The organism is Plantactinospora alkalitolerans (assembly GCF_015690345.1).
GTDB lineage: Bacteria > Actinomycetota > Actinomycetes > Mycobacteriales > Micromonosporaceae > Plantactinospora > Plantactinospora alkalitolerans.
This window is the reverse complement of record NZ_JADPUN010000285.1, coordinates 17,970-42,339: the sequence shown is the minus strand read 5'-3', so window position 1 is coordinate 42,339 and position 24,370 is coordinate 17,970. Positions and strand designations below refer to the sequence as shown.

Here is a 24,370-nt window from a genome sequence, read left to right as displayed (position 1 = left end):
CCGCCCCGGAAACCGCCGAGCCGCGTCCGCCGGTGTCGCCTGCCGGGCCGCGTCCGCCGGTGTCGCGTGCCGGGGCGTTTCCGTTGCCCGTCGTTCCGCCGGTGCGACTGGCCGACGGCGTACCGCACCGCGCCTCGCCGTTCGCCGGCTACCCGCCGGTGGCGATCACCACCGGGCAGCTCGCGGCGATCCTCGCCGCCGCTTCTGACGGGTACCCGGGCGACCTGCCCGGTGCCGACGCCGGGCCGGCGACGGTCGAGCTCTGCGCGGTGGTGTTGCGGGTCGACGGCCTGTCCCGGGGCGGCTACCGGTACGACCGGCACCGGCACCGGCTGGTCCCGCTCGGCGGTGAGCCGACGGTGGCGGCGATCGTCGGCGGCCCCCTGCTGCCCAACACCCGCCTCGCGTTGCGCGGGGCGGCGGCCGTCCTGATCCCGGTCGGCGATCCGCTGTCCCCGGTGCGGCGGTACGGAGCCGACTGGTACCGCCTCCAACAGGCCGAGGTCGGCCTCGTCGTCCACCGCGCCACCCTGGCCGCGGCGGTACTGGGGCTGGCCTCCCGGATCCATTCGGAAGGAACCAACGGCGGCACCGACGCCGCCCTGGGACTCGACCCGACGCGTCGGCAGAGCCTGGGCTTCCTGGCTGTGGGCGCCCGCGCCCGGAAGCTCACGCGGCGGGTTCCCGACCTTCCGGCCCTCGAACAACCGCAAGGAGGTGGCCATGTCGCCCTGACCGCCGCGCCGTCCCCGACGGCACACGACCAACCGTCCCGATTCGAAAGGTGACCCAGATGTCTCGTCCAGAGCTCGACCTCGACCTCGATGGCCTCGAGGTCGACACCATCAGCATCCTGTCCGCCGACTCCCTGATGGCCGAGGGCCACGGCACCGTGGAAACCGGTGCCTCCTGCGCCACCTCGTGCACCAGTTGTGCCTACTGCTCCTGCTACACCACCGGCACCAGCTGCTTCGCGCCCGAGTCCCCCGGGGACGAGGACGCGCGGGGCGTCGCGTAGCGACAACCGTTTGACCCGGGGCGTCCGGGAACACCCGGACGCCCCGGCCACCTTGGGCCGCAGGGCGGACACCGTCCCGGCCCCGCCCCCGACGGCCCGCAAGGAGCGTAGCGACATGTCGTACCGCATCTCCCCGAGCTTCGGAGTCCGGGTGACCGGCCTGCCGGCCACGGTCCTGGACGACCTGCGCTTCACCGCCACCTGGGAACTCGTCGACCGGATCGGTACGGTGACACGTTGGCTGTCGGAGGAGGGCGCCCAACTGGCCGACCGGATGTACGAGGTGATCGGCACCGGCGCCACCCCGGAACACAAACCGCTGCTGGTGGCGTTGCGTCGGGCGCTCTTCACCGGCCGGCGGCCCGGGGCGCGGGCCGGCTCCGCCGAGGTGCTGGCGGCGCTCCCCGGTGACCTGGCCGGACGGGTCACCGACTGGCAACTGCGGCTGGACGACGTGGCCGCGATGCGGGCCGAGCTGTCCCGGGTCCTCGCCGCCGAGACGGCGCAGCGGGTGACGGCGCTGCGGACGGCGGTACGCGCCGAGGTGTTCCGCAGGGGCCTGGCGCAGGGCAGCCGGGTGCTCTCCACCCAGTTGGAGGTGTGGCTGGCCGCCGCCGAGGTCGCCGCCCCGCCCCGCCAGGTACTGCTCCGGCTGGCGAAGTACCTGGCCCGTGCCGCCGTCAAACCCAGCCCGTACGCCACGTTCGCCCACAGTGGATTCGGCCGGTGGACGGAGTCCGGGCCGGCGGTGGTGCCCTCGGAGCGGCTCGACTTCCAGGTGCTGATCGAGCTGGACCGGCGCGTCATCGAGTACCTCTGGACGGTGCTGTCCCGCCGGCCCGACGTACGCGGCCGGGCCGCCGTACGGGTGAATCCGAGCGCGACCGACGACGGCAGCCGGATCTGGTTCTGCGGCGCCGGCCTGGACGAGCCGCTCGCCAACCTGGCCGCCACCGATTCGCTGCGCCGGCTGCTGGCGGCGGTCCGGGCCGAGCCCGAGCTGACCATGGGAACCCTGCTCGCCCGGCTGCCGTCCGGGCAGGGCGGTGCGGTCGAGGCGCTGGTCCGGGCGGGCCTGCTGGAGCTGCCGGCGCCCTTCGCCGACCAGTCCACCGACCCGCTCGGCGACCTGGCGGACTGGCTGGCCCGGCCGGGCGACGACGGCACCGGCGACGACGGCACCGGCGACGCCGGGCCGGTCGCGGGAAGTGTCGTCGCCGCGGTACGCGGGCTGCGTGCCGTGGTCCGGCCCGACCGGGGCGTCCTCGGCGCCGACGATCACGGAACCCGGCTCGCCGAGATCCGGCGGAACGTCACCGACACCTTCCTCGCCCTCGACGGCGTCGATCCGAGGCTGCCCGACCTGAACCTCTGTCTCGACAGCGCACTGCTGACCCACCCCCCGGTACAGGCCGGAGCCGGGCAGTGGCGGCCGGCCCTCGACGACCTGGACCTGGTCCGGCGGTTCCTCGCCATCTTCGACCTGGACCTGCCGGTCAAGCTCGCCGCTACCACGTACTTCCTGTCCCGCTACGGCGCGGAGGCGGCGGTGCCGGTGCTGGAGTTCTACCGGCAGGTACACACCGACGGGGTGGCCGGCGACGAGCGGGACGTACTGCTCACCCTGCTGCGTGACCGGCTGGCGCCGCATCTCGGCACGCTGCGCCGCAGTCCGCTGAGCCGGCTGCGCGAACTCGCGGCGCACCGGGCCCAGGCGTGGGAGGCGATCACCGGCCCACCGGACGGGCCGGGCGGGGTCAGCCGGGCCGACCCGGAGCTGGTGGCGAAGTTGATCGACACCTGGCCCCGGTCCGTCGTCGCCCCCGGCTCGGTCTGCGTCTATCTGCAACCCACGGACACCCCGGACGGCCTCGGCGTGGTGATCAACACCGCCACCGCGGGGTACGGGCGCGGCCTGACCCGGCTCTGGCGGCTGATGGACCTCGTCGGCGCCGAGGTGCCGCCCGTCGCCGACCTTCGCGCGCCGGCCGGCGACCAGGTGCTGGCGGAATGCCGGGCGGCGCTGCACAGCAGCGTGAACCTGCGTCCGGCAACCGGCGACGTGGAACTGGAGTACCCGTACGCCACCGGCGGCGGCGAACTGCCCGCGCTGCCGCTGACGGACCTGCGGGTCCGGTACGACCACGAGCGGGACCGGCTGGTCCTGACCGGGCCGGACAGTCGGGCGGTACTGCCGGTGCATCTCGGGTTGCTCGCCGAGTACTACCTGCCGTCGGCACTGCGGTTCCTGGTCCGGGTCTTCGGTGAGCCGGGCACCGCGATGGCGCCGGGCTGGGTGTTCCGGGGCAGCCGGGTGCCGCCGGCCGTGGAATCCCATCCCCGGATGGACATCGGCCGGGTCACCCTCGCCCGCGCCTGCTGGCGACTGCGGTCCGGTGAGTTCCCGATCCCCGCGAAGGGCGAGAGCGACCCGGCCTATCTGCCCCGGCTGGCCGACTGGCTCGCCGGGCACGGAATTCCGCGCAGGTTCTTCGCCCGGGTGGTCAACCCGCAGCGGGAGCCGTTGGTCGACGGCCTGCTCGGCAAGGCCCGGAAGCCGTTCTACGTGGACGTCACGAACGCCTTCCTGCTGACCGGGTTCACCAGGACGATCGCCACCGACCCGGACGCGCTGATGGTGCTGGAGGAGGTGCTGCCCGACCCGGCGGACGCACCGACGTACGGCCGGCACGGCGTACGGGTCACCGAGTACGTCGTGCAGGTCTCGGCGACGGCCAGAGACGGCGGTACGGGCGGGGGCGATGGTGTCGACGCCCGCTGACCGGGGGTGGGTGAGTGCCCATCTGTTCCACCAGGGCGATCTCGACGCCCTTGTCACGGGCGCCGTCGCGCCGGTGGTCGCCGAGGCGACGGATGCCGGACTGACCACCGGCCACTTCTTCCTACGCTACTGGGAGGGCGGGCTGCACATCCGGTTCCGCCTCCGACCGGCCCGACCGGAGTACGCCGAGCCGCTGCGGGAACGGATCCGCGAGCGTGCCGGCGAACACCTCCGGCGCCACCCCTCCACTCCCAGGATCAGCGCGGAGGCGTACCGGGAGTTCGCCGCGGGGCTCGCCCGGGGGGAGCGGCTGGACCGGTACGAGTCGGAGCTGCGCCCCAACGACTCGGTGCAGTTCGTCGCGTACCGGCCGGAGCACCACGCCTACGGCGACGACGAGGCGATGACGGCGGTGGAGCGGCACTTCACCGAGTCCAGCGACCTCGCGCTGCGGGTGCTGGCGGCGGGCGTACCGGCGGACCGCCGGGCAGCCGTCGCGCTCGCCGCCACCATGTCGACACTGGCGGTCTGCGAACCGGACCTGCCCGGGGCGGCGGCCCGGGTCGCGGAGACCCTGCATCGGGAGCCGGCGGGCACCGGGCCGCTCTGGGCGGCCAGTCAGGCGGCCTTCGTCCGGGACCGGGCCGGGCTGCGACGCCAGGCCCGGAGCTGCTGGGCCGAGGCGGCGACGGAGGCCCCGCCGGCCACCCGTGGTACGGCGGCCACCCGGGGGGCGCTGGCGACCTGGAACCGTTCCATCCGGACCCTGCACGACAGCCTGACCACGTTGTGGGCGTCGGGTCGGCACGCCCCGCCCGACCCGGGTTCCCCGATGGGACCGCTGGCCGCCGTGGCCCGCTCCGAGCGGCGCACCCTGGCCCTGATCCTGCTGCGCTGCGCCCATCTGCTGAACAACCGACTGGGACTGGGACTGGAGACCGAGGCCCAGGTCGGTCTGATCGTCGCGCGTACCCTGGCCTCGCTGTCCGAAACGGAGCGTTGAGATGCGTCGGTGGCACACGGTCCACATCGCCTACCACGATGCCGACAAGGACGGGCTGCTGCTCGACGCCGTCCGGCCGGTGCTGGCCGGGTTGGGTGCCGACGCCGCCGAGTCGTACGTCGTCCGGCACTGGCGGCGCGGCCCGCATCTGCGGCTCAACGTCCGTACCGACGAGGAGACCTGGCGGTCGCGGGTGTGGCCCGCAATCGAGACCACGGTCGGCGCCTACCTGCGGTCGCATCCGTCCCGCACCGTGCTGGACCAGGATGCGGCGCTGGAGCGGCACCGGGTGCTCGCCCTCCAGGAGCACGAACGCGGCCCACTCACCCCCTGGTATCCGAACAACTCCATCGTGGCCGAGGAATTCGACTCGCGCCGGCACGTGCTGGGCAGTGACGAGGCGGTCGAACTGCTGACCGACTTCTACCGGGACGCCACCGGGGCACTGTTCGACATGCTCGGGCACGTGCGAGCCGGCCGGGACCGGCGCGACGGCGTGGCGATGCACCTCATGCTGGTCGCGGCGCACACCGCGCCCGGCCCGTTGACCAGTGGGTTCGTCGCGTTCCGCGCACACGCCGAGGGCTTCCTCGGGGTCTGCGCGCACACCGGGGCCGCACACGTCCGTCCCGCCTTCGACGCGGCGTACCGCAGCCGGGCGGGCGAACTGGCCGACCGGGTCAGCGCGGTGGTCCGGGCACTGGACGATCCGGACGCCCCGTCGGTGCCGTTCGTCCGGGAGTGGGCCGCGCTGCTGGACCGGTACGCTCCGCGTTTCACGTCGTTGATCTCGGATGACGGGCTGGTGGGTCCACCGCCGCCGCCCCGCAGTTCGCCCGGCGTCGCGCACAGTGAACTGCACCAACTCATGCTCGGCAACGAGTCGTACCGGGAACGGGTCTTCTCCCGGCCCGAGTTCCTGCACTACCGGGTGGCGCTGAACTACACCTACCTGCACCTGACCCGGCTCGGGCTGGTGCCGATCGAGCGGTTCCGGGCCGGGCACCTGCTGGCCAACGCGGTCGAGGCGGTGTACGGCGTCTCGGCGGTGGACCTCGTCCGGCGCATCGTCACCCCGGCGCCGTAGCCCCGCCGGCGGATCAGGTCAGGGTCGCCCGGACGACCTCGCCGGGTTCCGGGCCCGCCTCGGCCACCACGCTGCCGTCCGGGCTCCAGATCCGCGACCGGCCGGCGGTCTCGGTGAACCCTCCGCCGGTCGGGCCCGCGAAGCTGGCGATCGCCACCCAGATCCCGTGGTCGGCGACGATCCGGCGGGCCCGCTCGTCCTGGATCCCCGAATCCGCGGCCGAGTCCGTCATCCCGGCCAGGTAGGCGTCGATGCCGAGCGCGGCGGTGTCGGCGGCGTGCCGGGGCACACCGGTGTCCTTGCAGACGGCGAGACCGAGCCGCCAGCCGTCCACGTCGAGCGCGACCGGCGTCGTGCCGGGGACGAACCACTCGGGTTCGGCACCGCCCAGCCAGATCTTCCGGTACGCGACGCGCGCTCCGGCGGCGTCGACGGCCAGTACTGCGATGTTCGACCGGCCGGTGTCATCCGGCACCGGGGCCCCGACCAGCGCGACCGAGTCCGATTCGGCGCAGGCCGCCACGAGCGGACCGAGCCGGCGATCCTCGGCGGTGATCGCCGGAGCGTCCAACTCGTACCCGGTCAGCGACAGTTCGGGAAAGACCACCACCCGGGCACCGGCCGACCGGACCGTCGCGGCGTGGGTCAACGCGTTCGCGGCGACGTCGTACGGTACGCAGGATGGCTGGGCGACGGCGACGGTCAGCGGCTGACGCATGCTCGGCGGCTCCCGGTGCTCGGCGGTCGGTCCGCTGCTCAGTATGAACAGTTGACGAGGTTGCACTCCGGGTTGAGCCGGACGTCGAAGCGGGCCTCGACGCCATCGCGGATGTGCGCGGCGAATTTCATCACGTCGGCCGCCGTGGCGCCACCCCGGTTGGTCAGCGCCAGCGTGTGCCGGCTGGACAGGGCGACGGTCCCGTTGCCCCAGTCCGTGCCGTAGCCGCGACGGAAACCGGAGTGCTCGATCAGCCACGCCGCGTGCAGCTTGGTCCCCTTGACGTCCGGCTGGCTGGGGCACTCCCGGGCCCGCTCGGGCACCTCTTCGAGCACCGGGTTGATGAAGAACGAGCCGACGCTCCAGGTGTCGTGGTCGTCGGGGTCCAGCACCATCCGCTTCTCCCGACGCAGTGCGATCACCGTCTCGCGTACGTCCGCCGGGGCCGCCGTGCCACCGACCTCGATGCCCAGCCGCTGCGCGACCGCCGGAAAATTGACCGGATTCGACTGACCGCTCCGGCGCAGCCGCATCGTCACGTCGAGAACGACCCAGCGGTCGCTGTGCTTGAAGACCGACTGCCGGTGGCTGCCGAACCCGCACTGCTCGGGAAGCCAGCGTTCCACCTGGCCGGTTTCCCGGTCGTAGACCGAGAGCGACTCCAGTACGTCGGAGGTCAGCGTGCCGTACGCCCCGACGTTCTGTACCGGTGTGCCCCCCGCCGAGCCCGGAATCCCGGACAGGGTCTCTATCCCGGCGAGTCCCTCCGCCACGGCGGTCTGGACCACCGTGTCCCATTCGACACCGGCGGCGACGGTGAGCCGGTCGCCGACGATCTCGAACTCGGTCGACGCCATCTTGACCACCGTGCCCGGCCAGCCCACGTCGCCGACCACGAGGTTGGAGCCGCCGCCCATCACCAGCAGCGGCTCTTCCGCGCTGTCGGTGCTCCTCAGCAGCTCAACGGCGTCCGGGGTGGTGGTGGCGACGTGCAGCGCCCCGACCGGCCCGCCGATCCGCATGGTGGTCAGGTCAGCAAACGTGATGGTCACGGCTGGGAAGCTTACCGAGCGGGCCGGGCGCGGTGCCGGGCATCGGGGGGACGGCGACGGAACCGGAAGAATCCTCGGCATGGATTTCGCCTTCGCGACCGAGCCGGCGCCGGGCCGACCCAACGAGGACCATCTCGTCGTGTCGGCCGGGTTCGCGATCCTGCTCGACGGGGTCACCGAACTTCCGGGGTCGGACACGGGCTGCCGGCACGGTCCGGGGTGGCTCGTCCGGATGCTCGGCGCGCACCTCGCGGCGGCCCTGTCGGCCGACCGGACGACCGGGCTCGACCAGGTGCTGGCCGGCGCCATCGAGGCGGTCGGACGGCTGCACGCCCACACCTGTGACCTGACGAACCCGAACAGCCCGTCGTCGACCGTGGCGATCGTGCGCGAACGCGGCCAGCGGCTCGACTATCTCGTGTTGTGCGACTCGTCGGTGGTGTTCGAGGACGCCCGGGGCATCGTCGTGGTCAGCGACGACCGTACCGGGGGACTGCCCGGCTACGACCGCGACACCGTCGCCCGGCTCCGTAACCGGCCGGGCGGCTTCTGGGTGGCGTCGACCGAGCCGGCCGCGGCGGCCGAGGCGATCACCGGCAGCGTCGACCGGAACGGGCTGTTCCGGCTGTTGCTGTGCACCGACGGAGTGTCCCGGCTGGTCGACATCTTCGGGCTGGGCTGGGCCGAGGTGTTCCGGCTGGCCGAGGCGGGCGGGCCCCGTGCGGTGATCGAGGCGGTCCGGGCCCGTGAGGTCGAGCACCCCGGGCAGCTCGCCAGCTCCGGGCGTACGGTCAAGCGCCACGACGACGCGACTCTCGCCGTACTCCTCCGGTAGCCGGGCGGACCGGGGGTCGTCAGGCCACGGACCTCTCCCCGGCGAGCGTCTCGGCGGCGTCGACCAGCAGCCGGCGCGCGGACCGGATCGCCGACAGGGTCTCCTGGAGCAGGTACTCGGCGGTCTGCGGCCGGTCGTGCCACTCCGCTCCGTACCCGACGGTGTCGAGGTCGACCCCGAACGGCAGGTAGAGCTGCCGGAGCCCGTCGAACGCCTGGAACGGTACGAACACCTGCGTCGTCACCACGAGTACCCGCTCCCCGAGGCGCGGCCGTGCGCACCGGGCCCACAGCCGCAGGGTGTCGGCCGTGTCCGGTCGCAACGGCGGGCGTCCGGTGTTCGCGGAGAGCACCGAGCCGATCGCCTGCCCGTCGGCGCCGACGAGCGCGGCCCGGCGTTCGTGGGTGAAGGCCGGTGGCGTCTGATTCGCGCGCGGCAGGTTCCGGGCGGGCCAGTTCGGGCACGCGTTGTCGGCCGAGGGACAGCCGCACAGGAAGGTCAGCTCGGCCGGCTCCAGCCCGAACTCCGCCCGGACCGCCCCGACCATCAGGTCGAACTCGTCGCTGGCACCTGGCGCGTACCGCTCGGCGGCCGGGCGCTCGGGTGGCTCGTCGATGAGGGGGCGGGGACTGCCGAGGAAGCTGACCTCGCCGAGGGCGACCCCGGACGCCTGTAGCTGCGCCGCGTACCGGGCACGCAGCAGCGGCGACCGGTAGCCGCCGCCGAGCACGAGGGTCTTCCCGTACTCGCGCGATCGTGGCGGATGCGGGCTCACCAGGCCGAGCGCGTCGGTCAGCCGCAGGACAACGGCTCGGGTCTCCGGGCTGAAGTCCGCGTGTACCGCCTGCGAGCGCTCCCGGTAGCTGGACCCGTCCCGGGTACGGAAGTTGAAGTGCGTGGCGGCCGTCTGCTCGATCGCGAGGGTCCGGCGGAGGACGTCCGTCTGCTCCTCGGACAGACCCTTGACGGCGGGGTCGGCCTGCCGCAGGAGCGAGCCGAGCCATTCCGGCAGGTCCTCGTCCAGATGGAGCCAGTCGCTCCGGTCGGCGTGTCCGTCGAAGATGTCGAGCAGTTCCGTCATCGGTTCGCTGAACAACCAGCTCTCGACCAAGGCGAATGCGTGTGTCGCCCGATCGACCTCCTGCGCTGCCGCTGGAGCTTGAGGTATGGCCGCGTCCGCCGTCACGCCCAGCACAGTACCGGGCGGCAGTTGATCTCCTCAACGATTCGCCGATGCCGTACCGGCAGGTCGTAGGATCGACAGATCTTGGACCGCCGACCGATACTCTGCCGGTGACGACACCACGGTTCGGAGGTCCCGCCGAACTCGCCGCCGCGCTGGACAGCGTCGGATACCTCCCGGACACCGGGCTTGCGGCCGCCGCCTTTCTGGCACTGCGCCTGCGTCGTCCACTCTTCCTCGAAGGCGATCCCGGAGTGGGCAAGACCGCGTTCGCGCAGGCGATGGCGGACGTACTGGACGCGGAGCTGATCCGCCTGCAGTGTTATGGCGGCATCGACGCCAGCCAGGCCCTGTACGACTGGAACTTTCCCCGCCAGATTCTCGAATTGCGCGCTGCCCGCGAGGCGGCCGGCGGAACGCCCGACGTCACGTCTCTCTACACCCGGGAGTTCCTCGTCCGGCGCCCGATCCTGAAGGCCGTCGAGACCAGTCCCTCCGTCCTTCTCGTCGACGAGATAGATCGCGCCGACGACGAATTCGAGGCGTTGCTGCTGGAGGTGTTCGAGAACAATTCGGTGAGCATTCCCGAACTCGGCACCATCGGCGGCGCCGTTCCGCCGCTGGTGGTCCTGACGTCGAACCGGACCCGCGAGGTCCATGACGCGCTCAAGCGGCGGTGCCTGTACCACTGGATCGACCATCCGGATCTTCCGCGCGAGGTCGAGATCCTGCGCCGCCGGGTCGACGGGCTGCCGGACGAGCTGGCGGGACAGGTCGCCGCGGCGATGCGACGCCTCCGCTCCGCGAACCTGGTCAAGCCGCCCGGTGTGGCCGAGGCGATCGACCTGGCCCGCGCGGCAGTGGAACTCGGCGAGCGTTCGCTGACCGACACGCTGGCCGACGCCGCGCTCGGTACGGTCGCGAAGCACCACGACGACCGCGCCGAGGTACGCCGGCTGCTGGCGCCGGCACCGCTCGTGGCATCCGGATCCTCAGCCGGCCCGGACCTGCCGGACCGCGTCGACCTGCCGGACCGCGTCGACCTGCCTGATCTGCCCAACCGCGTCGACCTGCCGGACCGCGTCGACCTGCCGGACCGTCCCCGATCATGACGGGCGCGAAGCCGAGCGGGCCGTGGACGACCGGCGCGGACCTGGCGTCTGAGCTCGCCGGGTTCGCGGCCGAGTTGCGGTTCGCGGGGGTCGCCGTCGATCCGGCCCGGATCGCCGTGGCGGCAGCCGCGCTCACCGAGTTCCCGGCGACCGGGCCGGACGCGATCTACTGGGGAACGAGGCTGACGCTCTGCTCCCGGAAGGCCGACCTGCCGCTGTTCGACGCCGCGTTCGCGGCCCGGTTCGGCCGCCCGGCAGCGGCGCCGGACTCCGGGGTGCCGGACCCGGGGGCGCCGGCCGCGCCGGTAGTGGCGAGCGCGATCACCGTGGCGGAGACCGCCGGCGGGTTCGCGGGAGGACCGGCGGACGAACCCGGCGGCGCCGCGTCCGGCGTGGACCCGCAACGGGTACCGGGGGTCGGGGCGGCCGGTGTGGCCGGTGTGGAACGGCTCGGTTCCCGGGACCTGAGGACGCTGACCGAGACGGAACGCGCCGAGGTCCTCGCCCTGATCGCCCTGCTCGGCGCGACGCACCGATCCCGTCGGTCGATGCGCCGGGTTCCGGGTGGGCGGAACCGGATCGACGTCGGCCGTACGGCCGCGGCGATGGTCCGGGGCGGCGGAGAGCCGGTACGCCTCCACCGTCGACGCCGCACCGAGCAGCCCCGACGGCTCCTCCTCCTGCTCGACGTCAGCGGGTCGATGCGGCTGTACCGCGACGCCCTGCTCCGGTTCGCGCACGCGGCCGTCCGGGCCGATCCCGCTGCGACGGAGGTGTTCACCCTGGGCACCCGGTGTACACGGATCACGTCGGCGCTGCGGGCCCGGAACCCCGACCTGGCCCTCCGTACGGCGGCCCGGCTCGGCGCCGACTGGGGTGGCGGCACCCGCCTCGGCCCCACCCTGCGGGAGTTCCTGCGCGGCTGGGGCGGCACCGGCACGGTCAGGTCCGCGATCGTGGTCATCGCGTCCGACGGTTGCGAGTTCGGCGCTCCCGCGCTGCTGGCCCGCCAGGTGGCGCGGCTCTCCCGGCTCGCACATCTACTGGTCTGGGTCAATCCGCAGCAGGGTTGGCCGGGATTCGAGCCGTCGGCACCCGGACTCGTCGACAGCCTGCCGTACGTCGACCGGCCGCTGCCGGGGCACAGCCTCGACGCGCTCCGGAAGCTGGCGGAGGTGATCTCCCGGTGACCGGGCCGGGGAGCAGTTCGACGACCGGGCCGGGGAGCGGCCCGCCGACCGGTGCCGGCGGGCCGTCCGTACCCGTTCGCCGGGTGCTGGCGCGCGACGCGCTGCTCCTGCTGGCCGCGGACGCCGACCTGGCCGTCGGCATCGTCCGGCAGCGGGAGAGCCTCGCCCGGAAGGCCAGGGACGAGCCGAACCTCTTCGCGGTCGCGCTGCGGCACCACCTGGTCGCGGCGCGGAGCGCCGACTCCTGGGCGGTCCGGGCACAGGCCTGGGCGTACGCGGGGACGATCGTGCACTTCTGCGGCCTCGTCGGCATTCCGATCGACACCGCCCACACCCCGGCGGACCTGTACGGGCGGGCCCTGACGGAGTTGGCGGAGGACACCGACCGGCTCTACCGGGACCTGACGCTCGGGGTGGGCAGCAGATATCTCGCGGCCCGCAGCCTCCGGTTGCATGGCGAGTACGCCGAGGCGCTCCGCCTGGTCGTCTGCCCGGCCACCTTCTTCCACGGGACCGGGGCGGAGCCGCACCGGGGGCACTTCCTCTACGAGCACGGCGCGTCGCTGATCTCGATGGGGCAGGCGATGCAGGTCCGGGACACCCTCGGTGAGCTGGAGGAGGAGTACTGGAACTCCACCCGGGCCGCCGGCTACTCGACCCGGCACCGATACGACCTCGTTCTCGGGCTGGCCGCCTGGGAGCAGGGCGACCACGCCGAGGCGGTCCGGGGGATGCGCGTCGCGCTGGACCGGGTCGGCGGGCCGGTGCCGGTGCCCAGCCAGTCCGGCGGCCCGGCGCCGGATCCCGACGAGGACCGGGGCGTGCTGGAGCTGTCGGCGGCGCTGGCCCTCGCCGAGTGCCTGGCGACCGGCGAGCGGACCGGCGAGGCCGTCGGGCAGGCGGTGGAGCTGGGCCGCCGGGCCCTCGACGCAGCCGAACGGGTCCGGGGGCGCTGGCGGGTGGTCGCCCGGTCCCGGGCGCCGCTGGCGGTCGCCTTCCGGCGGGTCTACGGCGACATCGCCCTGCTGGCCGCCGCGCTGCCGGGTACGGACGCGGCCGAACTCGGACTCCGGGTCGCGCTCTCCGCCAAGCAGACCGGGTTCGCCAGCCGGATGCGCGCGGGCCGGCTGCTGTTGAGTCCACACGTCAGTGGCCTGGTGGACGAGATCGTCCGGGCCGAGGACCAGCCGGCGGAGCCCCTGGTCGGCGACGAGGCGTCCCGGCAGCGGGAGTTGACGGACCTGCACTGGCAGCTCGAGGAGGCGGTGTCGCCGATGCTGGCCGACACGGTGCTGCCGGCGCCGGCGGACCTGGCGCAGCTGGTCGACGTCATCGGCACCCGGTACGCCCTGGACTACGTCGCGCTTCCGGACACGCTCGGCGACGGCACCAACTGGTTCCGCGCGTTGGTCGAGCCACGGCGGTCGGTCGGTTTCGAGCGGTTCACGCCCGGAGCGGCGTACACGGCGTTCTTCCACGGCACGGACGACGCGGAGAAGTGGCTCGGCCGGCTCGCCGACGCCGACGGCGAAGCCGGGCCGGACTGGTACGGCCTGGCCCGCGAACTGCTGCCGGCCCGGTTGCTGGCGGTGTTGGGGGCACACACCCGCGAGGATCCGATCGAGTTGCTGATCTCCGCGCATTCCGCGCTGAGCCTGCTGCCGTGGGCGGCGGTGCGGATCGACGACGCGGGTACCCGGCTGGTCGAACGGGCGGTGACCGCCCAGTGCCCGGTGCTGACCTGCCTGTCGTACGAGGAGCCGCCGCCGGTGACCGGACCGGCGCTGGTCCGGCTCGTGTCCCGGGCCGAGGGAGGCGTCAACATCCGGCAGGAGCGGATGGCCTGGGATCTGGACAACGAGGCGGAGGTCCTGCCGCTGCACCGCTGCGACGTCGGCCCCGACTCGGCCCCGGTCGGGCTCGACGGTCCGCTCGTCGACGCGTTGGCGGACGAGTCGGCCGGTTGGCGGTTCGTGCACATCGCCGCGCACGGCGACGGCGAGGGACTGGGCCAGTGCCTGCGGCTGCCGGAGCCGCTGGCCGCCGGGGCGGCGCTCGGCCTGCGCTGGCCGCCGTCGGTGCTGATGGCCTCCTGCCACGTCGGGCAGTTGGTGAACCCCGCGCACGCCGAGCCGCTGAGCTTCGTCATGGCGCTGCTCACCGGCGGCTCCCGGTGCGTCGTCGCCGGGATCGACGAGATACCGGACCGGCTCACCGGAGCCGCGGCGAGCCGGATCGTGGACGAGATCAGGGACGGTGCCGTCCGGCTCGACGTGGCGCTCCGGCGAGCCCAGTTGGACGCCGTGCGGCATCGGGGCCCGGAACTGGGCTGGGCGCTGCTGAGCGCGTACGTCCGCTGATCAGGGCCGGTCGACGGGTGCCCGGCGGCGGTCGCCGGTGGGTCGGGGCGGCGGGTCCGTACCGGCCGGTCGGTCGAGCTGGCGGGACCGCAGCCGGGCCAGGGCGCACGCGACGAGACCGGCGACGAGGCTGAGCAGCCAGGTCGGCAGCTTGTCGAGCGGATGGCCGTCGATGGCGTACGACACGACCTCGCCGGCGAGCCAGCCCAGACTCGTACCCAGCACGAACGTCGCGAGATAGTCGACGGTACGCAGCGGCATGTCCCGGGAGATGTTGCTCGACCAGCGCATGGCGGCGGTCGGCAGGGCGAGCGCGAGGCTGCCGAGCACCGCGATGAGGGGTGCCTGCAACAGGGCCGGCATGTCGACCTTGGTCTCGAACGCCTGCACGCCGGCCAGGATCATCACGATCGCTCCGACGACCGAGGTCTGGACGAGCAGTAGCTGCTGCTGGAACGCACCGAGGCCGCGCTGGACGGCGGTGGCGGTCAACGCGGAGACCCGGTCGGCCCGCTCCCGCGAGATGTCCAGGTACGCGATGTCGTCCCCGAGCCGTTCGGACAACACCTTCGCCATCGCCTGGTCGGCGGCGAGCGGTCCCCGGGCGGACGGCAGGGCCGGAACCGCCGCGGTCATGTTCGCCTTCGCGACTCCGACGGTCCAGGCGACCTTGCGCAGCCGCGCGAGTGTGGTGATCAGCCCGGTGGCGTCGGTCTGGAGCTGGGTCAGTGCGTCGTCCGCCCGGACCAGGTCGGCCGGGGCCGTCGACGCGGACCGGTGCAGCGCCAGGAGCCGGTCGACGGCGTCGTCGATGTCGAGGCACAGTTGCCGGATCCGGGGGAAGTCCGCGTTGTGCACGGCCATCTCGTAGCGCAGCTTCTCGCTGTCCAGCAGGTAGTAGACGAGCGGGCCGAGCACCCGGCCGCCACTGGTCCAGGCGAACGCGTCCAGCTCGTCCTCTGCGGACTCCGGGCCGATCAGGACCAGCCGTCGCTCGTCGGGGTGGCGTGCCGGTGGCTCCCAGAGGAGGAAGTCCTGTGCGGTCCTCGACCAGTTTCGGATCCAGGCCGAGGCGCCGCCCGGGTCCGGTAGGGCGTCGCCGACCGCCGCCGCGACCCGTCCGACCGTCTCCTCGTCCAGTGGCGAGTCGACATAGGCCACGTAGATCCGCACCGTGCCCAGGTCACCGCCGGCCCCGGTGCCCGGTTCGGCACCGGTCCGCCGTCCCGGCCCGGTGGCCGTCGCATGTTGCCACCGAGCGTCGAGGTCGGCCCAGGTGGACGTCTGGAGGTTGGGCGCCAGCAGGACGGTGAGGCACATCGAGTCGCTGGCGGCGGAGAGCACCGCCTCGTAGACCCGATCGTCTTCGTGGCGGCCCCGACGGGTGGCGAGCACGTCGAACCCCCGGGCGGACGTACCAGGCGGAACCCGGATCGTCGCGACGTCGGCATCCGGCGGTCCGACCTGCTTGTCGAGGAAACTCCGGTGCCACAGTTCCCGGAGCCGGCCGGGTACGCCCGGACCGTCGTCGCCGCTCTGGTCGAGTCTGGCGAACTCGTGGATCAGGAGCGCCGGCCTGAGAAGCATCCGTTACCGCTTCGGCTCGACGCGGGGCTTCGTGGCGGTACGCGCGTGGTCGGCGATCACCGGGACCAGCTCGGCCAGCCGGGCCCGGAACGGCTCCGGCGCGTCGACGTCGCGGGGATCGTCGATCCGGGCCCTGACCCGGCGGGCACCGCTGGCCCCGAGCCGCTGGAGCAGTTCGCCGATCCGGCTCTGGTCCCGCTCGCCGAGCGCCTCGACCAGCTCCTCCAGGTGGCTCATGAAGGGCGCCCACTGCTCCGGTGGGAGCCGCAGCTCACCGGGTTCGCCGAGGTCGTCCTGCAGCGCGGCCAGATCCCGGTCCAGACGGTTCCGCACGTTCGATCCCTTCCGGACGGACCCGCTTCCGTGCGGTGGTACCCCGGGCGGGGTCGGAAGCGGAGTTGTCCATGTTGTCGCCTTGGCGTCGCCAACCTATGGCGGAGGGCGTTCATCGTCCAGGCTCTGGAGGTCCGCATCCGAAGTAGGGTCGCGCGAACTCCGGCACCGGACCGTCCATCGGCCGGGGCCGTCCGAGCCGTGACGCACGCCGTTCGGATGATGACATTTCCGATCATCGGCCGGTACTAGTCGAAGCGGTCGTGCCGCCGGCGTCTTTCCGGGTCGCCGTCTGTCGAGGGGATGCGTCGAGATGATGAGTGCCGAGCAGCTGCGCGGGCTTCCCCGGGCCGTACGGACGGGCGCCACCCCGGTCGACGACCGGTTGCTGCGGCGGATCGAGGCGGACGTGCGGGCGTACCGGGAATTTCTCGACGACCCCCGGCCGCAACTGCCGCCGGAGAAGCTCGCGGAGCTGCTGCCGTTGATGGGTTGGCTCCTCTACGAGGTGTCGCTGATGTCGCTCTGGGAGGTGACTGCCGGGTTCGAGTCGTTGACCGGCGCGGCGCGGAGTTCGGCGCGGACCGCCGCCGACCTGATCGCCAGGGCCGCCGACGCGGCGCGGTCGTTGCCGTGGCCGGAGTTCGCGCCCCGGGCGCTCGGAGCGATCCGGGCCCAGGCGCTGGCGGAGTCGAAGCGGGACACCGAGAACGGGTACGACGAGGCCTGGATCCTGCACCAGGAGGCGCGGACGAAGCACGCCAGCTTCACCGACAGCCACGCCGGCAGCCCGGACCGGGACCGGTACCTGCTGGACCTCGACGAGGTGCTGTTGCAGATCGCTCTCGCCGAGGCCGGGACCGCGTGCCGGACCGCGGAACGGGTTGTCGGCCGGTGGATGGAGGGGATCGAGGAGGATGATCCGCCGTGGACCGAGGACGACAGTCCCCGGTGGACGCAGCGGATGTTCAGCCAGCTGACCGACGGCGCCGCGATCGGCGGCCGGGCGCTCGACGTCGCCGATCGGATCGAGCAGCGGTGGGGGTTCGTCCACCAGGTGGACGAGCGGCGGCTCGCGCTCGCCACGGCGTACCAGAATCCGGGGATCATGACGGCCCGGGCGATCCTGCTGGTGCTGTCGATGTCTCCGGAGATGGAGGCGCTCGGCCGCAAGCCCGGCAACCACGAGACCTGGCCGGAGCTGCGTGCCGACCTGCTGGCCCGCTTCGAGGAGACGTACCGGCGGATCGAACTGCCGGTGCTCGACGTCAGCGGTGAACCGGTGCCGCTGCTGGCCGCACACCAGGGAAAGATCATCCAGCTTCGGCTGCACCTCGCGCTGCTGGTTCCCGGGTACCGGCTGCCGTCGGCGCTGGCCTTCGATCCCTGCGTCGAGCGGGCCGAGCTCGACGACGACGCGGTGGAGGCGCTGTCCGGTTGGCTGGCGCATGTCGGCGACGGCCGGTCGGGATGGGACGCGAACGTGATCGGCTGTGCGACGAAGCCGAGTTTCGTCGCGTCCGTCGAAGCCTGCCGGGAGGCGGCCGGTCGGGCGGACGGCTATCGCGAGTGGCGGCGGCGCTGGTACGTCCTCGACCGGTACGCGGGGGAGCCCGGCCGCCGCCAGCGCGTCGAACGGGTTCTCGACGTGTAGCCGTACCGTCCGGCCACGGCCACGGCGGCGCGGAGGCGACCAGCGGGTCCGTAGGCCGGTCAGGGAACCGGCGACCGGTCGACGGCGTCGAAGGGACCATGCGAAGGACGGCGACAGCGGCTCTGGGGGCTGTGATTCTCCTGGGTGGCTGTACGGGGTCGGGCGCCGAACGGAAGCCCCTCGGCCCGCATCGGGTGGCCACCCTGCCAGCGACCGTGCAGTACTCGGTCACTGTCGGCCTCTACCACTGCGGGGTGGATCCCCTCGTTCTCGACGGAAGGACCTGGGAGGTGCCGAAGCCGCCGTTCGACGCCACGAACAAGCCCGACACCTGGACCGGGCGCGGTACGGCCATCGAGGTGCCGCCAGAGAATCTGACGTACACCGATGAGTCCGGGACGGTGCTGCACTTCCTTCCCGACGACGGCATTCCCCCTCCCGTCTGCGCTTGATGGCGTCGACCGGAGCCAGATATGTTTGCAGGCTGAGCCAACCGGTGCCATGATGGCACCATGGACCTGAGGCCGTACGTCGAGAACCTGCGCAACGAGTTCGCCCTGGCTGCGGAGGGGGCCGATCCCGACGGCAGGGCGCTGGCCGAGCGGCTCGTCACACAGTTGGAGGCGGCAACCCGGCTCACGCTGCTCAACGCCCTGTCGGACGCGGCCGACGAGATCACCCGAGAACTCGCCCCAGGCTCGGTTCACGTACGGCTACGTGGGCGGGAGCCCGCCTTCGTGGTGACCCCCGCCAGTCCACCCGTCGACGACGCGGACGCGGATGTCGGCCCGATCGCGCCGCCGGCCCCGCTGCTGGCCCCGGAGGGTGACGACGGCGGCACCTCGCGGATCAATCTCCGTCTCCCCGACCACCTGAAGGCCAGCGTCGAGGAGGCCGCCGGGCGGGCCGGACTGTCGGTCAACGCCTGGCTCGTGCGAGCCGCCGCCAGTGCCGTGGGGGCCGCCGACACCGATCGCCGTCCGACGCGGCGTGCCGAAGTGAGATCCGGACAGCACTTCACCGGCTGGGCACGTTAGAAGACGTACCCCCGTCGCTTCCCGCCATCCATCCGCAGCAACGCCCCCGACCACAATCCGGGAGACCACCATGCCTGTTTTCGATACACCAGAGCCGATCTCCGTCCTGGTCGACCTTCCCGTCGGTGACGCGTGGATCACCGCGACCGACCGCGCCGACACCATGGTCGAGGTGCGGCCCCGCAACGAGTCGAGCAAGTCCGACGTGCACGCCGCGGAGCAGACCACCGTCGAATACGTCGCCGGCCGGCTGATGATCAGGGCGCCGAAGAGTTGGCGACGCTACGGCTTCTTCGGCACCGGTCCCGCGCTCGACGTCGTGATCGAGTTGCCGAGCGGGTCGAGTGTGCAGGCCGAGGCGTCGTGGGCGTCGTTCCGGGCCGAGGGCCGACTCGGCGAATGCCGGTTCAACACCGGGGGTACGGTCCGGCTCGACCAGACCGGGCCACTGGAGATCGACAGCAGCCACGGTGAGGTGGTGGTGGAACGCGTCGCCGGCCCGGCCCGGGTCACGGCCTCCTCGGGCAAGGTACGCATCGGCGAGGTTGACGGGACCATCGAGATCAAGAATTCCTCCGGCGACTGCTGGGTCGGGCAGAGCGGCGGGGACGTCCAGGTCAAGACCGCGTACGGCGACGTCACCATCGACCGGGCGCTGGCCTCGGTGACGGCGCGCACCGCTTACGGCACCGTCCGGATCGGCGAGGCGGTACGCGGAACGATCGGCCTGCAGACGTCGTACGGCGGCATCGAGGTCGGCATCCGGCGCGGTACCGCCGCGTGGCTCGACGTCAGCTCCCGAAACGGTCGGGTGCACAACGCGCTCGACACGACCGAGAGCCCGGAGGAGAACGAGGAGACCGTCGAGGTACGGGCGAGCACCTCCTGGGGCGACATCATGATCCGCCGAGCCTGACCGACGTCGAACCCGTCCGAGGCGGGTAACGGCAGTACGTCGAGCGATCCCGCCACAGCTCAGGGCAGCAGATGGACCCGGATCCGTCTGGCGGTTATCGCCGCGGCCTCCAGCACGGCCAGCCGCGGCTCGGCGGACTCCAGCAGACGTGGATGGCGCAGTAGCGCCAGTGCGGACAGGCGCCGGTCGGTCAGCACCGCGTCGATCATCGACCGGTCGCCGCCGCAGACCAGCGCGTTGACCGCGTCATCGGGGGCGGCCGGCACACCGGGCGCGTACGGCAGCAGGACCCGGGCGGCGATGTTGGCGGCCCGTTGGGTGGCAGCCTCGGCCTGGTTGGCGCGTCGACGGGCGAAGCGCTGCTGCGACGAGCCACCGGCCGCGGTGCGACCCTGCACGTAGAAGCGCTCGACCTTCGAGACGGTGATGGTCGTGCCGTCCGCGACACCGGCGGCGACCGCGCCCTTACGCGCCAGCAGCACGGCGATCCGGGGCGGTCGGACGACGCGGGCCAGCAGCGTGTCGACATCCGGTACGTCGCCGAGCCCGGGTGGCGGATGCAGCGTGGCGGTATCGCCGTTGCTCAGGCCGGTCAACACGAGGCCCTGCTCGGTGGCGCCTTCGTGCCGGCCGTAGAAGCCGTCGATCCAACCACGGATCCGCTCGGGCGAGATTTCCACCCAGCGCCCGCCACCGGCGGCGGGCCGCGCCCTCACCACCGGAACCCCACCCGTCGAGTACGCCCCTGCTGCGCCACGACCTCGCTCTGGGTGGGCTTCACGACTTCGCTCTGGGTGGGCTTCACGACATCTGCCTCCGTGAACGGGTCCGTGAGCTCACATCGTATGCGTAACGGGTTGCGCTGTACCTACTGGTATGTACAGACTGATGGCATGAACTCGCGAGAACTGCTGGTCGAGACGATGAGCGAGCTCATGTGGGAGCGCGGCTACGCCGACACGAGCCCGCGTGACGTGCGCGAACGGTCCGGGGTGGGTCAGGGCAGCATGTACCACCACTTCCCGACCAAGCGGGACCTCGCGCTCGCCGCCCTTGAGCGCAACGTCGCCGATCTGCTGCCGGCCGCGTCCGAACTCGACGGTGCGGGCGACCCGATGGCCCGGATCGAGGCCTACCTGGCGCGTCCCCGCGACGCCCTCAAGGGCTGCAAGGTCGGCCGGATGACCCAGGACCCGCAGGTCCGCGAGGACCCGGTGCTGCTCGCCCCGGTGGCGCGTGCGTTCGCCCAGGTCCACGGCAGCTGGGCGAGGGTGCTTCGCGAGGCGGTCGCCGCGGGTGAGCTGCGGGACGACCTCGACCCCGAGCGTCTCGCCCACACCCTGATGGCCGTCCTGCAGGGCGGCTACGTGCTCGCGATCGCGCAGCAGGACCCGGGCCCGTTCGACGACGCCCGCGCCGGTGCCCTCGACCTGCTCCGGGCGGCGGCACCGTCCACGCCGATCGACAAACTCGACAAGCTCGACAAGAGGAAGTGAAGTCATGACGGTACGTATCGGCATCAACGGGTTCGGGCGGATCGGGCGCAGCTACCTGCGCGCCGCCCTGGCGAACGACGCCGACGTCGAGGTGGTCGCGGTCAACGACCTCACCGACGCCCGCACGCTGGCCACCCTGCTCGAGTGGGACTCCATCTACGGCCACCTCGACGGCGTCGCCTCCGGAGGCGACGCGATCACGGTCCGGGGCACGGAAATCAAGGTCTTCGCTCAGCCCGACCCGGCCGCCATCGCCTGGGGTGACGTCGGCGCCGACATCGTCATCGAGTCCACCGGCCACTTCACGGACGGAGTCACGGCCGCGGCCCATCTCAAGGGCGGCGCGAGGAAGGTCATCATCTCGGCGCCGGCCAAGGGGGACGTCCCGACGTTCGTTCTCGGAGTGAACGACGACGGGCTCGATCCGGACAGCCACGATGTCTTCTCCAACGGCTCGTGCACCACGAACTCGCTCGCGCCGCTGGCGAAGGTGCTGAACGACTCGTTCGGCATCGAGTCCGGCCTGATGACGACGGTCCACGCCTACACGGGCGACCAGCGGCTGCACGACGCCCCGCACTCCGACCTGCGCCGGGCCCGCGCGGCCGCCGTCTCGACCATCCCGACGTCGTCGGGCGCGGCGAAGGCGATCGGCAAGGTCATTCCCGAACTCGACGGGCGCCTCACCGGCGCAGCGCTGCGGGTCCCCGTCCCGGTGGGCTCGATCACCGACCTCACCGTGGTCCTGCGGCGCAGCGCCGGAGTCGACGACGTCAACGCGGCGTTCCGCGAGGCGGCCGGTTCCCAGCGACTGCGGCACTACCTGCAGTACTCCGAGGCGCCGCTGGTCTCGGCGGACATCGTCGGCAACCCCTACTCGTCGATCTTCGACGCGCCGCTGACCGAAGCCGTCGGCAACCAGGTCAAGGTGCTCGGCTGGTACGACAACGAGTGGGGATTCTCCAACCGCCTCGTCGAGTTCTCCGAGCGGGTCGCCGCAGCCGTCTGACGCAGAGGCTGGCGCCGGTCGGCGGTCGAGAACGGTATTCGCGGAGGAATCAGGTTAATCGGGCACGCATTCTCGAGTCAGAGGATGGCGCTCGACGGCGGGTACCGCCGACGCGGGCGGGCGTTGGCCACGACCAACCGGCCCGGAACCTCGGCACGTGTTCGGCACAGGCACCCGCCGGCGGGTGGTTACAGCCGGCCGGACGGAGAACGCCCCCGACCGGGTCTTACCTGGTCTGGGGCGTTTCTATGCTGGTCCGCGATGGTGCCCCCGGCAGGATTCGAACCTGCGCCCCCGCCTCCGGAGGGCGGTGCTCTATCCCCTGAGCTACGGGGGCTCAGCGACCACGAAAGAGTAGCAAACAAGGGTGCGCGGGACCGAATCGGTATCCGTCGTGTCGGCGTACCGGCGGCCTGGACCCGGGGCGGGCGGAGTCGGCGATCGGCCCGGCTCCGTTACCGGCCGCAGCTGGGCAGCGGGTGCAGCACGATGTGCGGGGGTAGCTTCCGGGGCCACTCGGCCCGGGTCCAGGAGCCGTCGACCACGATCTGTACGGCGCGGCAGTCCGGGCCGCTGAGCCGGAGCAGGAAGTCCCGGGGAAGTGCCGGGTCGACGTTCGGGGTGGCGACGATGAACCGCACCCGGCCGCGTACGGAGACGGCCGACAGGACGTCCGCGGCGGGGACCACCCCGTGCAGTCGGGTCCGGCCGATCCAGCACAGCTCCGCCCGGTGCTCCTGCGCGGAGCGGACGATTGCCGGGTACTGCCGTTCCAGCCAGTCGACCACGGCGTCGACGCAGAGGCCGCAGGCCCGGTCGGTGGGTTCACGTGGGCCGAGACCCCAGGCTCGCAGGTAAGCGCTGACGTCGCCGTCCTCGAGTCGCATGCCGTACCGGCGCTGCGCCAGGACGGCGACGCTCTGCCGGGTCCAGAGGTCGTCGTCCAGTCCGAGCTGGTCCGGATAGCAGCCGCGAATCGTCTCGATCAGGTCGAGTTCCTGGTCCCGGCTGAGGATGACTGCCTCGCCCGACCGTTGTCCGCGACGTACGGCCGCCACCGCACCGTCGCCGCCGATGGTGTGTCGACGGCACCAACTGGTGACCGACCGACGTCCGTCCCGAAGAGCAACCGCCATGTCTAGGACAACGACGACAGTTCGTGACTGGTCACGTTATGTGTGGAGAAAGCTCGGCAAACCGGGCAAGTAGGCTAAGTCGCTCTTAACGGAAGTACCTCGCGTGGGTCATCGCGGGGGCGCGGGAACCGGAACGGCGGCCGTCCGGGCTGGACGGCCGCCGGAAGAGCGGTACAGGGGAGGGCGTGGCTACCGGGCCCCGAACTTGCCGAGCAGAGACTGGATCAACTCGATCTCCTTCTTCTGCCCGGCGACCATCGAGTTGGCCAGCGCGGTCACCTGCGCGTCGTCGGAAAGATCGAGTATGCCCTCGGCCATGTGGATCCCGCCGAGGTGGTGGTCGCGCATCAGTCGCAGGAAGAGGACGTCGAAGTCGCGACCGGTGGCGGCGCGCAGCTCGGCCCGCTGGGCGTCGGTGGCCATCCCGGGCATCAGCCCGTTCTTCACCGCACCGGCGGCGTCCGGCATCCAGGCCATTCGCGGCTTGCTGCCGGTCGGGCCGAGGTTCCAGGTCTTCAGCCAGGCCTGCATCGTGCCGATCTGGGCCTGCTGGGTGAGCGCGATGTCGGCGGCCAGGGTCCGTACGTCCGGATCGGTGGACTTCTCGTGGGCCAGGATCGACATCTCCACGGCCTGGGCGTGGTGCGACGACATGTCCCGGGCGAACCCGGCCTCCGGGGAACCGTCACCGGGCCGGAGCAGGCCCGGGGCGAGCAGCCCACTGGCGAAGCCGAGCAGCAGCCCCAGCAGGATGGCGAGCGCCAGCGCGACCGTGCCGGTGGTACGCCGACCCGGACCACGCTCGATGTTCCCGTCCTCCGGGGCGCCGGCGGTCGCCAGCGCCCCCGACCCGATGGTCAAA

22 protein-coding genes, 1 tRNA gene and 1 pseudogene are annotated in these 24,370 nt (G+C 72.4%); 15 read left to right on the top strand and 9 right to left on the bottom strand.

The features are described from left to right. The 5 genes and pseudogenes from I0C86_RS32845 to I0C86_RS32825 form a co-directional block, all read left to right on the top strand. Nucleotides 1–788 (top strand): annotated as a pseudogene (locus tag I0C86_RS32845) (hypothetical protein); the annotation flags it as partial. 5 nt (nucleotides 789–793) lie between these two features. Next, a complete protein-coding gene (locus tag I0C86_RS32840) occupies nucleotides 794–1,018 on the top strand; it encodes a hypothetical protein (RefSeq protein WP_196205189.1) in 225 nt (74 codons plus the stop codon). 115 nt (nucleotides 1,019–1,133) lie between these two features. Next, nucleotides 1,134–3,800: a lantibiotic dehydratase gene (locus I0C86_RS32835; RefSeq protein WP_196205188.1), complete on the top strand. Its 2,667-nt coding sequence runs from the start codon at nucleotides 1,134–1,136 to the stop codon at nucleotides 3,798–3,800. 10 nt (nucleotides 3,801–3,810) lie between these two features. Further along, on the top strand, nucleotides 3,811–4,803 hold the full coding sequence (locus tag I0C86_RS32830; protein ID WP_196205187.1) for a lantibiotic dehydratase C-terminal domain-containing protein: 993 nt from the start codon (nucleotides 3,811–3,813) through the stop codon (nucleotides 4,801–4,803). A 1-nt stretch (nucleotide 4,804) separates the two neighbouring features. Beyond that, a complete protein-coding gene (locus tag I0C86_RS32825; RefSeq protein WP_196205186.1) occupies nucleotides 4,805–5,890 on the top strand; it encodes a thiopeptide maturation pyridine synthase in 1,086 nt (361 codons plus the stop codon). Nucleotides 5,891–5,903: 13 nt separating this feature from the next. On the opposite strand, the gene I0C86_RS32820 is transcribed toward I0C86_RS32825, so the two are convergent. Both I0C86_RS32820 and I0C86_RS32815 read right to left on the bottom strand, forming a co-directional pair. Further along, the gene (locus I0C86_RS32820; protein WP_196205185.1) at nucleotides 5,904–6,608 is read right to left on the bottom strand and encodes a carbon-nitrogen hydrolase family protein; all 705 of its coding nucleotides are present in this window, start codon (nucleotides 6,606–6,608) and stop codon (nucleotides 5,904–5,906) included. A gap of 38 nt (nucleotides 6,609–6,646) precedes the next feature. Beyond that, entirely contained in the window at nucleotides 6,647–7,660 is a 1,014-nt protein-coding gene (locus I0C86_RS32815; protein WP_323373980.1) for a UDP-N-acetylmuramate dehydrogenase, read from the bottom strand. A 79-nt stretch (nucleotides 7,661–7,739) separates the two neighbouring features. On the opposite strand from I0C86_RS32815, the gene I0C86_RS32810 reads away from it, so the two are divergent. After that, nucleotides 7,740–8,495 carry a protein phosphatase 2C domain-containing protein gene (locus I0C86_RS32810; RefSeq protein WP_196205183.1) on the top strand — a complete coding sequence of 252 codons (756 nt, stop codon included), beginning with the start codon at nucleotides 7,740–7,742 and terminating at the stop codon, nucleotides 8,493–8,495. A gap of 19 nt (nucleotides 8,496–8,514) precedes the next feature. On the opposite strand, the gene I0C86_RS32805 is transcribed toward I0C86_RS32810, so the two are convergent. Continuing rightward, complete coding sequence (locus I0C86_RS32805; protein WP_230395175.1) at nucleotides 8,515–9,591, bottom strand: hypothetical protein; 1,077 nt, start codon at nucleotides 9,589–9,591, stop codon at nucleotides 8,515–8,517. A 197-nt stretch (nucleotides 9,592–9,788) separates the two neighbouring features. Here I0C86_RS32805 and I0C86_RS32800 point away from each other — a divergent pair, with 197 nt between their 5' ends. Genes I0C86_RS32800 through I0C86_RS45220 form a run of 3 tightly spaced genes read left to right on the top strand, consistent with a single transcriptional unit; the run spans nucleotide 9,789 to nucleotide 14,340 of the window. Then, nucleotides 9,789–10,790 (top strand): AAA family ATPase, encoded by a 1,002-nt coding sequence (locus tag I0C86_RS32800; protein WP_323373979.1) that lies wholly within the window; start codon nucleotides 9,789–9,791, stop codon nucleotides 10,788–10,790. Then, complete coding sequence (locus I0C86_RS32795; RefSeq protein WP_196205180.1) at nucleotides 10,787–11,980, top strand: vWA domain-containing protein; 1,194 nt, start codon at nucleotides 10,787–10,789, stop codon at nucleotides 11,978–11,980. Before I0C86_RS32800 ends, I0C86_RS32795 begins: the two co-directional genes overlap by 4 nt. Further along, nucleotides 11,977–14,340 (top strand): CHAT domain-containing protein, encoded by a 2,364-nt coding sequence (locus I0C86_RS45220; protein WP_196205179.1) that lies wholly within the window; start codon nucleotides 11,977–11,979, stop codon nucleotides 14,338–14,340. The genes I0C86_RS32795 and I0C86_RS45220 overlap by 4 nt, the downstream gene beginning before the upstream one ends. Here the strand turns inward: I0C86_RS45220 and I0C86_RS32785 are convergent, their stop codons facing one another. Together I0C86_RS32785 and I0C86_RS32780 are read right to left on the bottom strand one after the other, a co-directional pair. Beyond that, a complete protein-coding gene (locus tag I0C86_RS32785; protein ID WP_196205178.1) occupies nucleotides 14,341–15,927 on the bottom strand; it encodes a CATRA conflict system CASPASE/TPR repeat-associated protein in 1,587 nt (528 codons plus the stop codon). Between the two features lie 3 nt (nucleotides 15,928–15,930). After that, the gene (locus I0C86_RS32780; protein WP_196205177.1) at nucleotides 15,931–16,260 is read right to left on the bottom strand and encodes a CATRA system-associated protein; all 330 of its coding nucleotides are present in this window, start codon (nucleotides 16,258–16,260) and stop codon (nucleotides 15,931–15,933) included. Nucleotides 16,261–16,573: 313 nt separating this feature from the next. On the opposite strand from I0C86_RS32780, the gene I0C86_RS32775 reads away from it, so the two are divergent. From I0C86_RS32775 to I0C86_RS32760, 4 genes are all read left to right on the top strand, one after another. Further along, nucleotides 16,574–17,914 (top strand): hypothetical protein, encoded by a 1,341-nt coding sequence (locus tag I0C86_RS32775; protein ID WP_196205176.1) that lies wholly within the window; start codon nucleotides 16,574–16,576, stop codon nucleotides 17,912–17,914. Between the two features lie 194 nt (nucleotides 17,915–18,108). Continuing rightward, nucleotides 18,109–18,366 (top strand): hypothetical protein, encoded by a 258-nt coding sequence (locus I0C86_RS32770; RefSeq protein ID WP_196205175.1) that lies wholly within the window; start codon nucleotides 18,109–18,111, stop codon nucleotides 18,364–18,366. 60 nt (nucleotides 18,367–18,426) lie between these two features. After that, nucleotides 18,427–18,951, top strand: coding sequence for a hypothetical protein (locus I0C86_RS32765; protein WP_196205174.1), 525 nt, complete (start codon nucleotides 18,427–18,429; stop codon nucleotides 18,949–18,951). A gap of 70 nt (nucleotides 18,952–19,021) precedes the next feature. After that, nucleotides 19,022–19,867, top strand: a complete 846-nt coding sequence (locus tag I0C86_RS32760) for a DUF4097 family beta strand repeat-containing protein (RefSeq protein ID WP_196205173.1) — start codon at nucleotides 19,022–19,024, stop codon at nucleotides 19,865–19,867. Nucleotides 19,868–19,926: 59 nt separating this feature from the next. Here I0C86_RS32760 and I0C86_RS32755 read toward each other — a convergent pair whose 3' ends face one another. After that, nucleotides 19,927–20,586, bottom strand: a complete 660-nt coding sequence (locus I0C86_RS32755) for an acVLRF1 family peptidyl-tRNA hydrolase (protein ID WP_196205172.1) — start codon at nucleotides 20,584–20,586, stop codon at nucleotides 19,927–19,929. 174 nt (nucleotides 20,587–20,760) lie between these two features. Here I0C86_RS32755 and I0C86_RS32750 point away from each other — a divergent pair, with 174 nt between their 5' ends. Then, complete coding sequence (locus I0C86_RS32750; RefSeq protein ID WP_196205171.1) at nucleotides 20,761–21,363, top strand: TetR/AcrR family transcriptional regulator; 603 nt, start codon at nucleotides 20,761–20,763, stop codon at nucleotides 21,361–21,363. 4 nt (nucleotides 21,364–21,367) lie between these two features. Then, on the top strand, nucleotides 21,368–22,372 hold the full coding sequence (gene gap / locus I0C86_RS32745) for a type I glyceraldehyde-3-phosphate dehydrogenase (protein ID WP_196205170.1): 1,005 nt from the start codon (nucleotides 21,368–21,370) through the stop codon (nucleotides 22,370–22,372). Nucleotides 22,373–22,634: 262 nt separating this feature from the next. Here gap and I0C86_RS32740 read toward each other — a convergent pair. The 3 genes from I0C86_RS32740 to I0C86_RS32730 all read right to left on the bottom strand — a co-directional run bounded on the left by I0C86_RS32740 (nucleotide 22,635) and on the right by I0C86_RS32730 (nucleotide 24,363). After that, nucleotides 22,635–22,709, bottom strand: a tRNA-Arg gene (locus I0C86_RS32740). A gap of 118 nt (nucleotides 22,710–22,827) precedes the next feature. After that, nucleotides 22,828–23,508, bottom strand: coding sequence for a winged helix-turn-helix domain-containing protein (locus tag I0C86_RS32735; protein WP_196205169.1), 681 nt, complete (start codon nucleotides 23,506–23,508; stop codon nucleotides 22,828–22,830). A 189-nt stretch (nucleotides 23,509–23,697) separates the two neighbouring features. Next, nucleotides 23,698–24,363, bottom strand: coding sequence for a DUF305 domain-containing protein (locus I0C86_RS32730; protein ID WP_407676378.1), 666 nt, complete (start codon nucleotides 24,361–24,363; stop codon nucleotides 23,698–23,700). Between the last annotated feature and the right edge of the window lie 7 nt (nucleotides 24,364–24,370).

Bases quoted from the DNA above. Each gene is read 5' to 3' on its own strand.
- I0C86_RS32810 (WP_196205183.1), top strand. From the start codon at position 7,740: ATGGATTTCGCCTTCGCGACCGAGCCGGCGCCGGGCCGACCCAACGAG.
- I0C86_RS32785 (WP_196205178.1), bottom strand. From the start codon at position 15,927: ATGCTTCTCAGGCCGGCGCTCCTGATCCACGAGTTCGCCAGACTCGAC.
- I0C86_RS32735 (WP_196205169.1), bottom strand. From the start codon at position 23,508: ATGGCGGTTGCTCTTCGGGACGGACGTCGGTCGGTCACCAGTTGGTGC.
- I0C86_RS32835 (WP_196205188.1), top strand. From the start codon at position 1,134: ATGTCGTACCGCATCTCCCCGAGCTTCGGAGTCCGGGTGACCGGCCTG.
- I0C86_RS32765 (WP_196205174.1), top strand. From the start codon at position 18,427: ATGGACCTGAGGCCGTACGTCGAGAACCTGCGCAACGAGTTCGCCCTG.
- I0C86_RS32760 (WP_196205173.1), top strand. From the start codon at position 19,022: ATGCCTGTTTTCGATACACCAGAGCCGATCTCCGTCCTGGTCGACCTT.
- I0C86_RS32775 (WP_196205176.1), top strand. From the start codon at position 16,574: ATGATGAGTGCCGAGCAGCTGCGCGGGCTTCCCCGGGCCGTACGGACG.
- gap (WP_196205170.1), top strand. From the start codon at position 21,368: ATGACGGTACGTATCGGCATCAACGGGTTCGGGCGGATCGGGCGCAGC.
- I0C86_RS32825 (WP_196205186.1), top strand. From the start codon at position 4,805: ATGCGTCGGTGGCACACGGTCCACATCGCCTACCACGATGCCGACAAG.
- I0C86_RS32820 (WP_196205185.1), bottom strand. From the start codon at position 6,608: ATGCGTCAGCCGCTGACCGTCGCCGTCGCCCAGCCATCCTGCGTACCG.
- I0C86_RS32840 (WP_196205189.1), top strand. From the start codon at position 794: ATGTCTCGTCCAGAGCTCGACCTCGACCTCGATGGCCTCGAGGTCGAC.
- I0C86_RS32750 (WP_196205171.1), top strand. From the start codon at position 20,761: ATGAACTCGCGAGAACTGCTGGTCGAGACGATGAGCGAGCTCATGTGG.
- I0C86_RS32795 (WP_196205180.1), top strand. From the start codon at position 10,787: ATGACGGGCGCGAAGCCGAGCGGGCCGTGGACGACCGGCGCGGACCTG.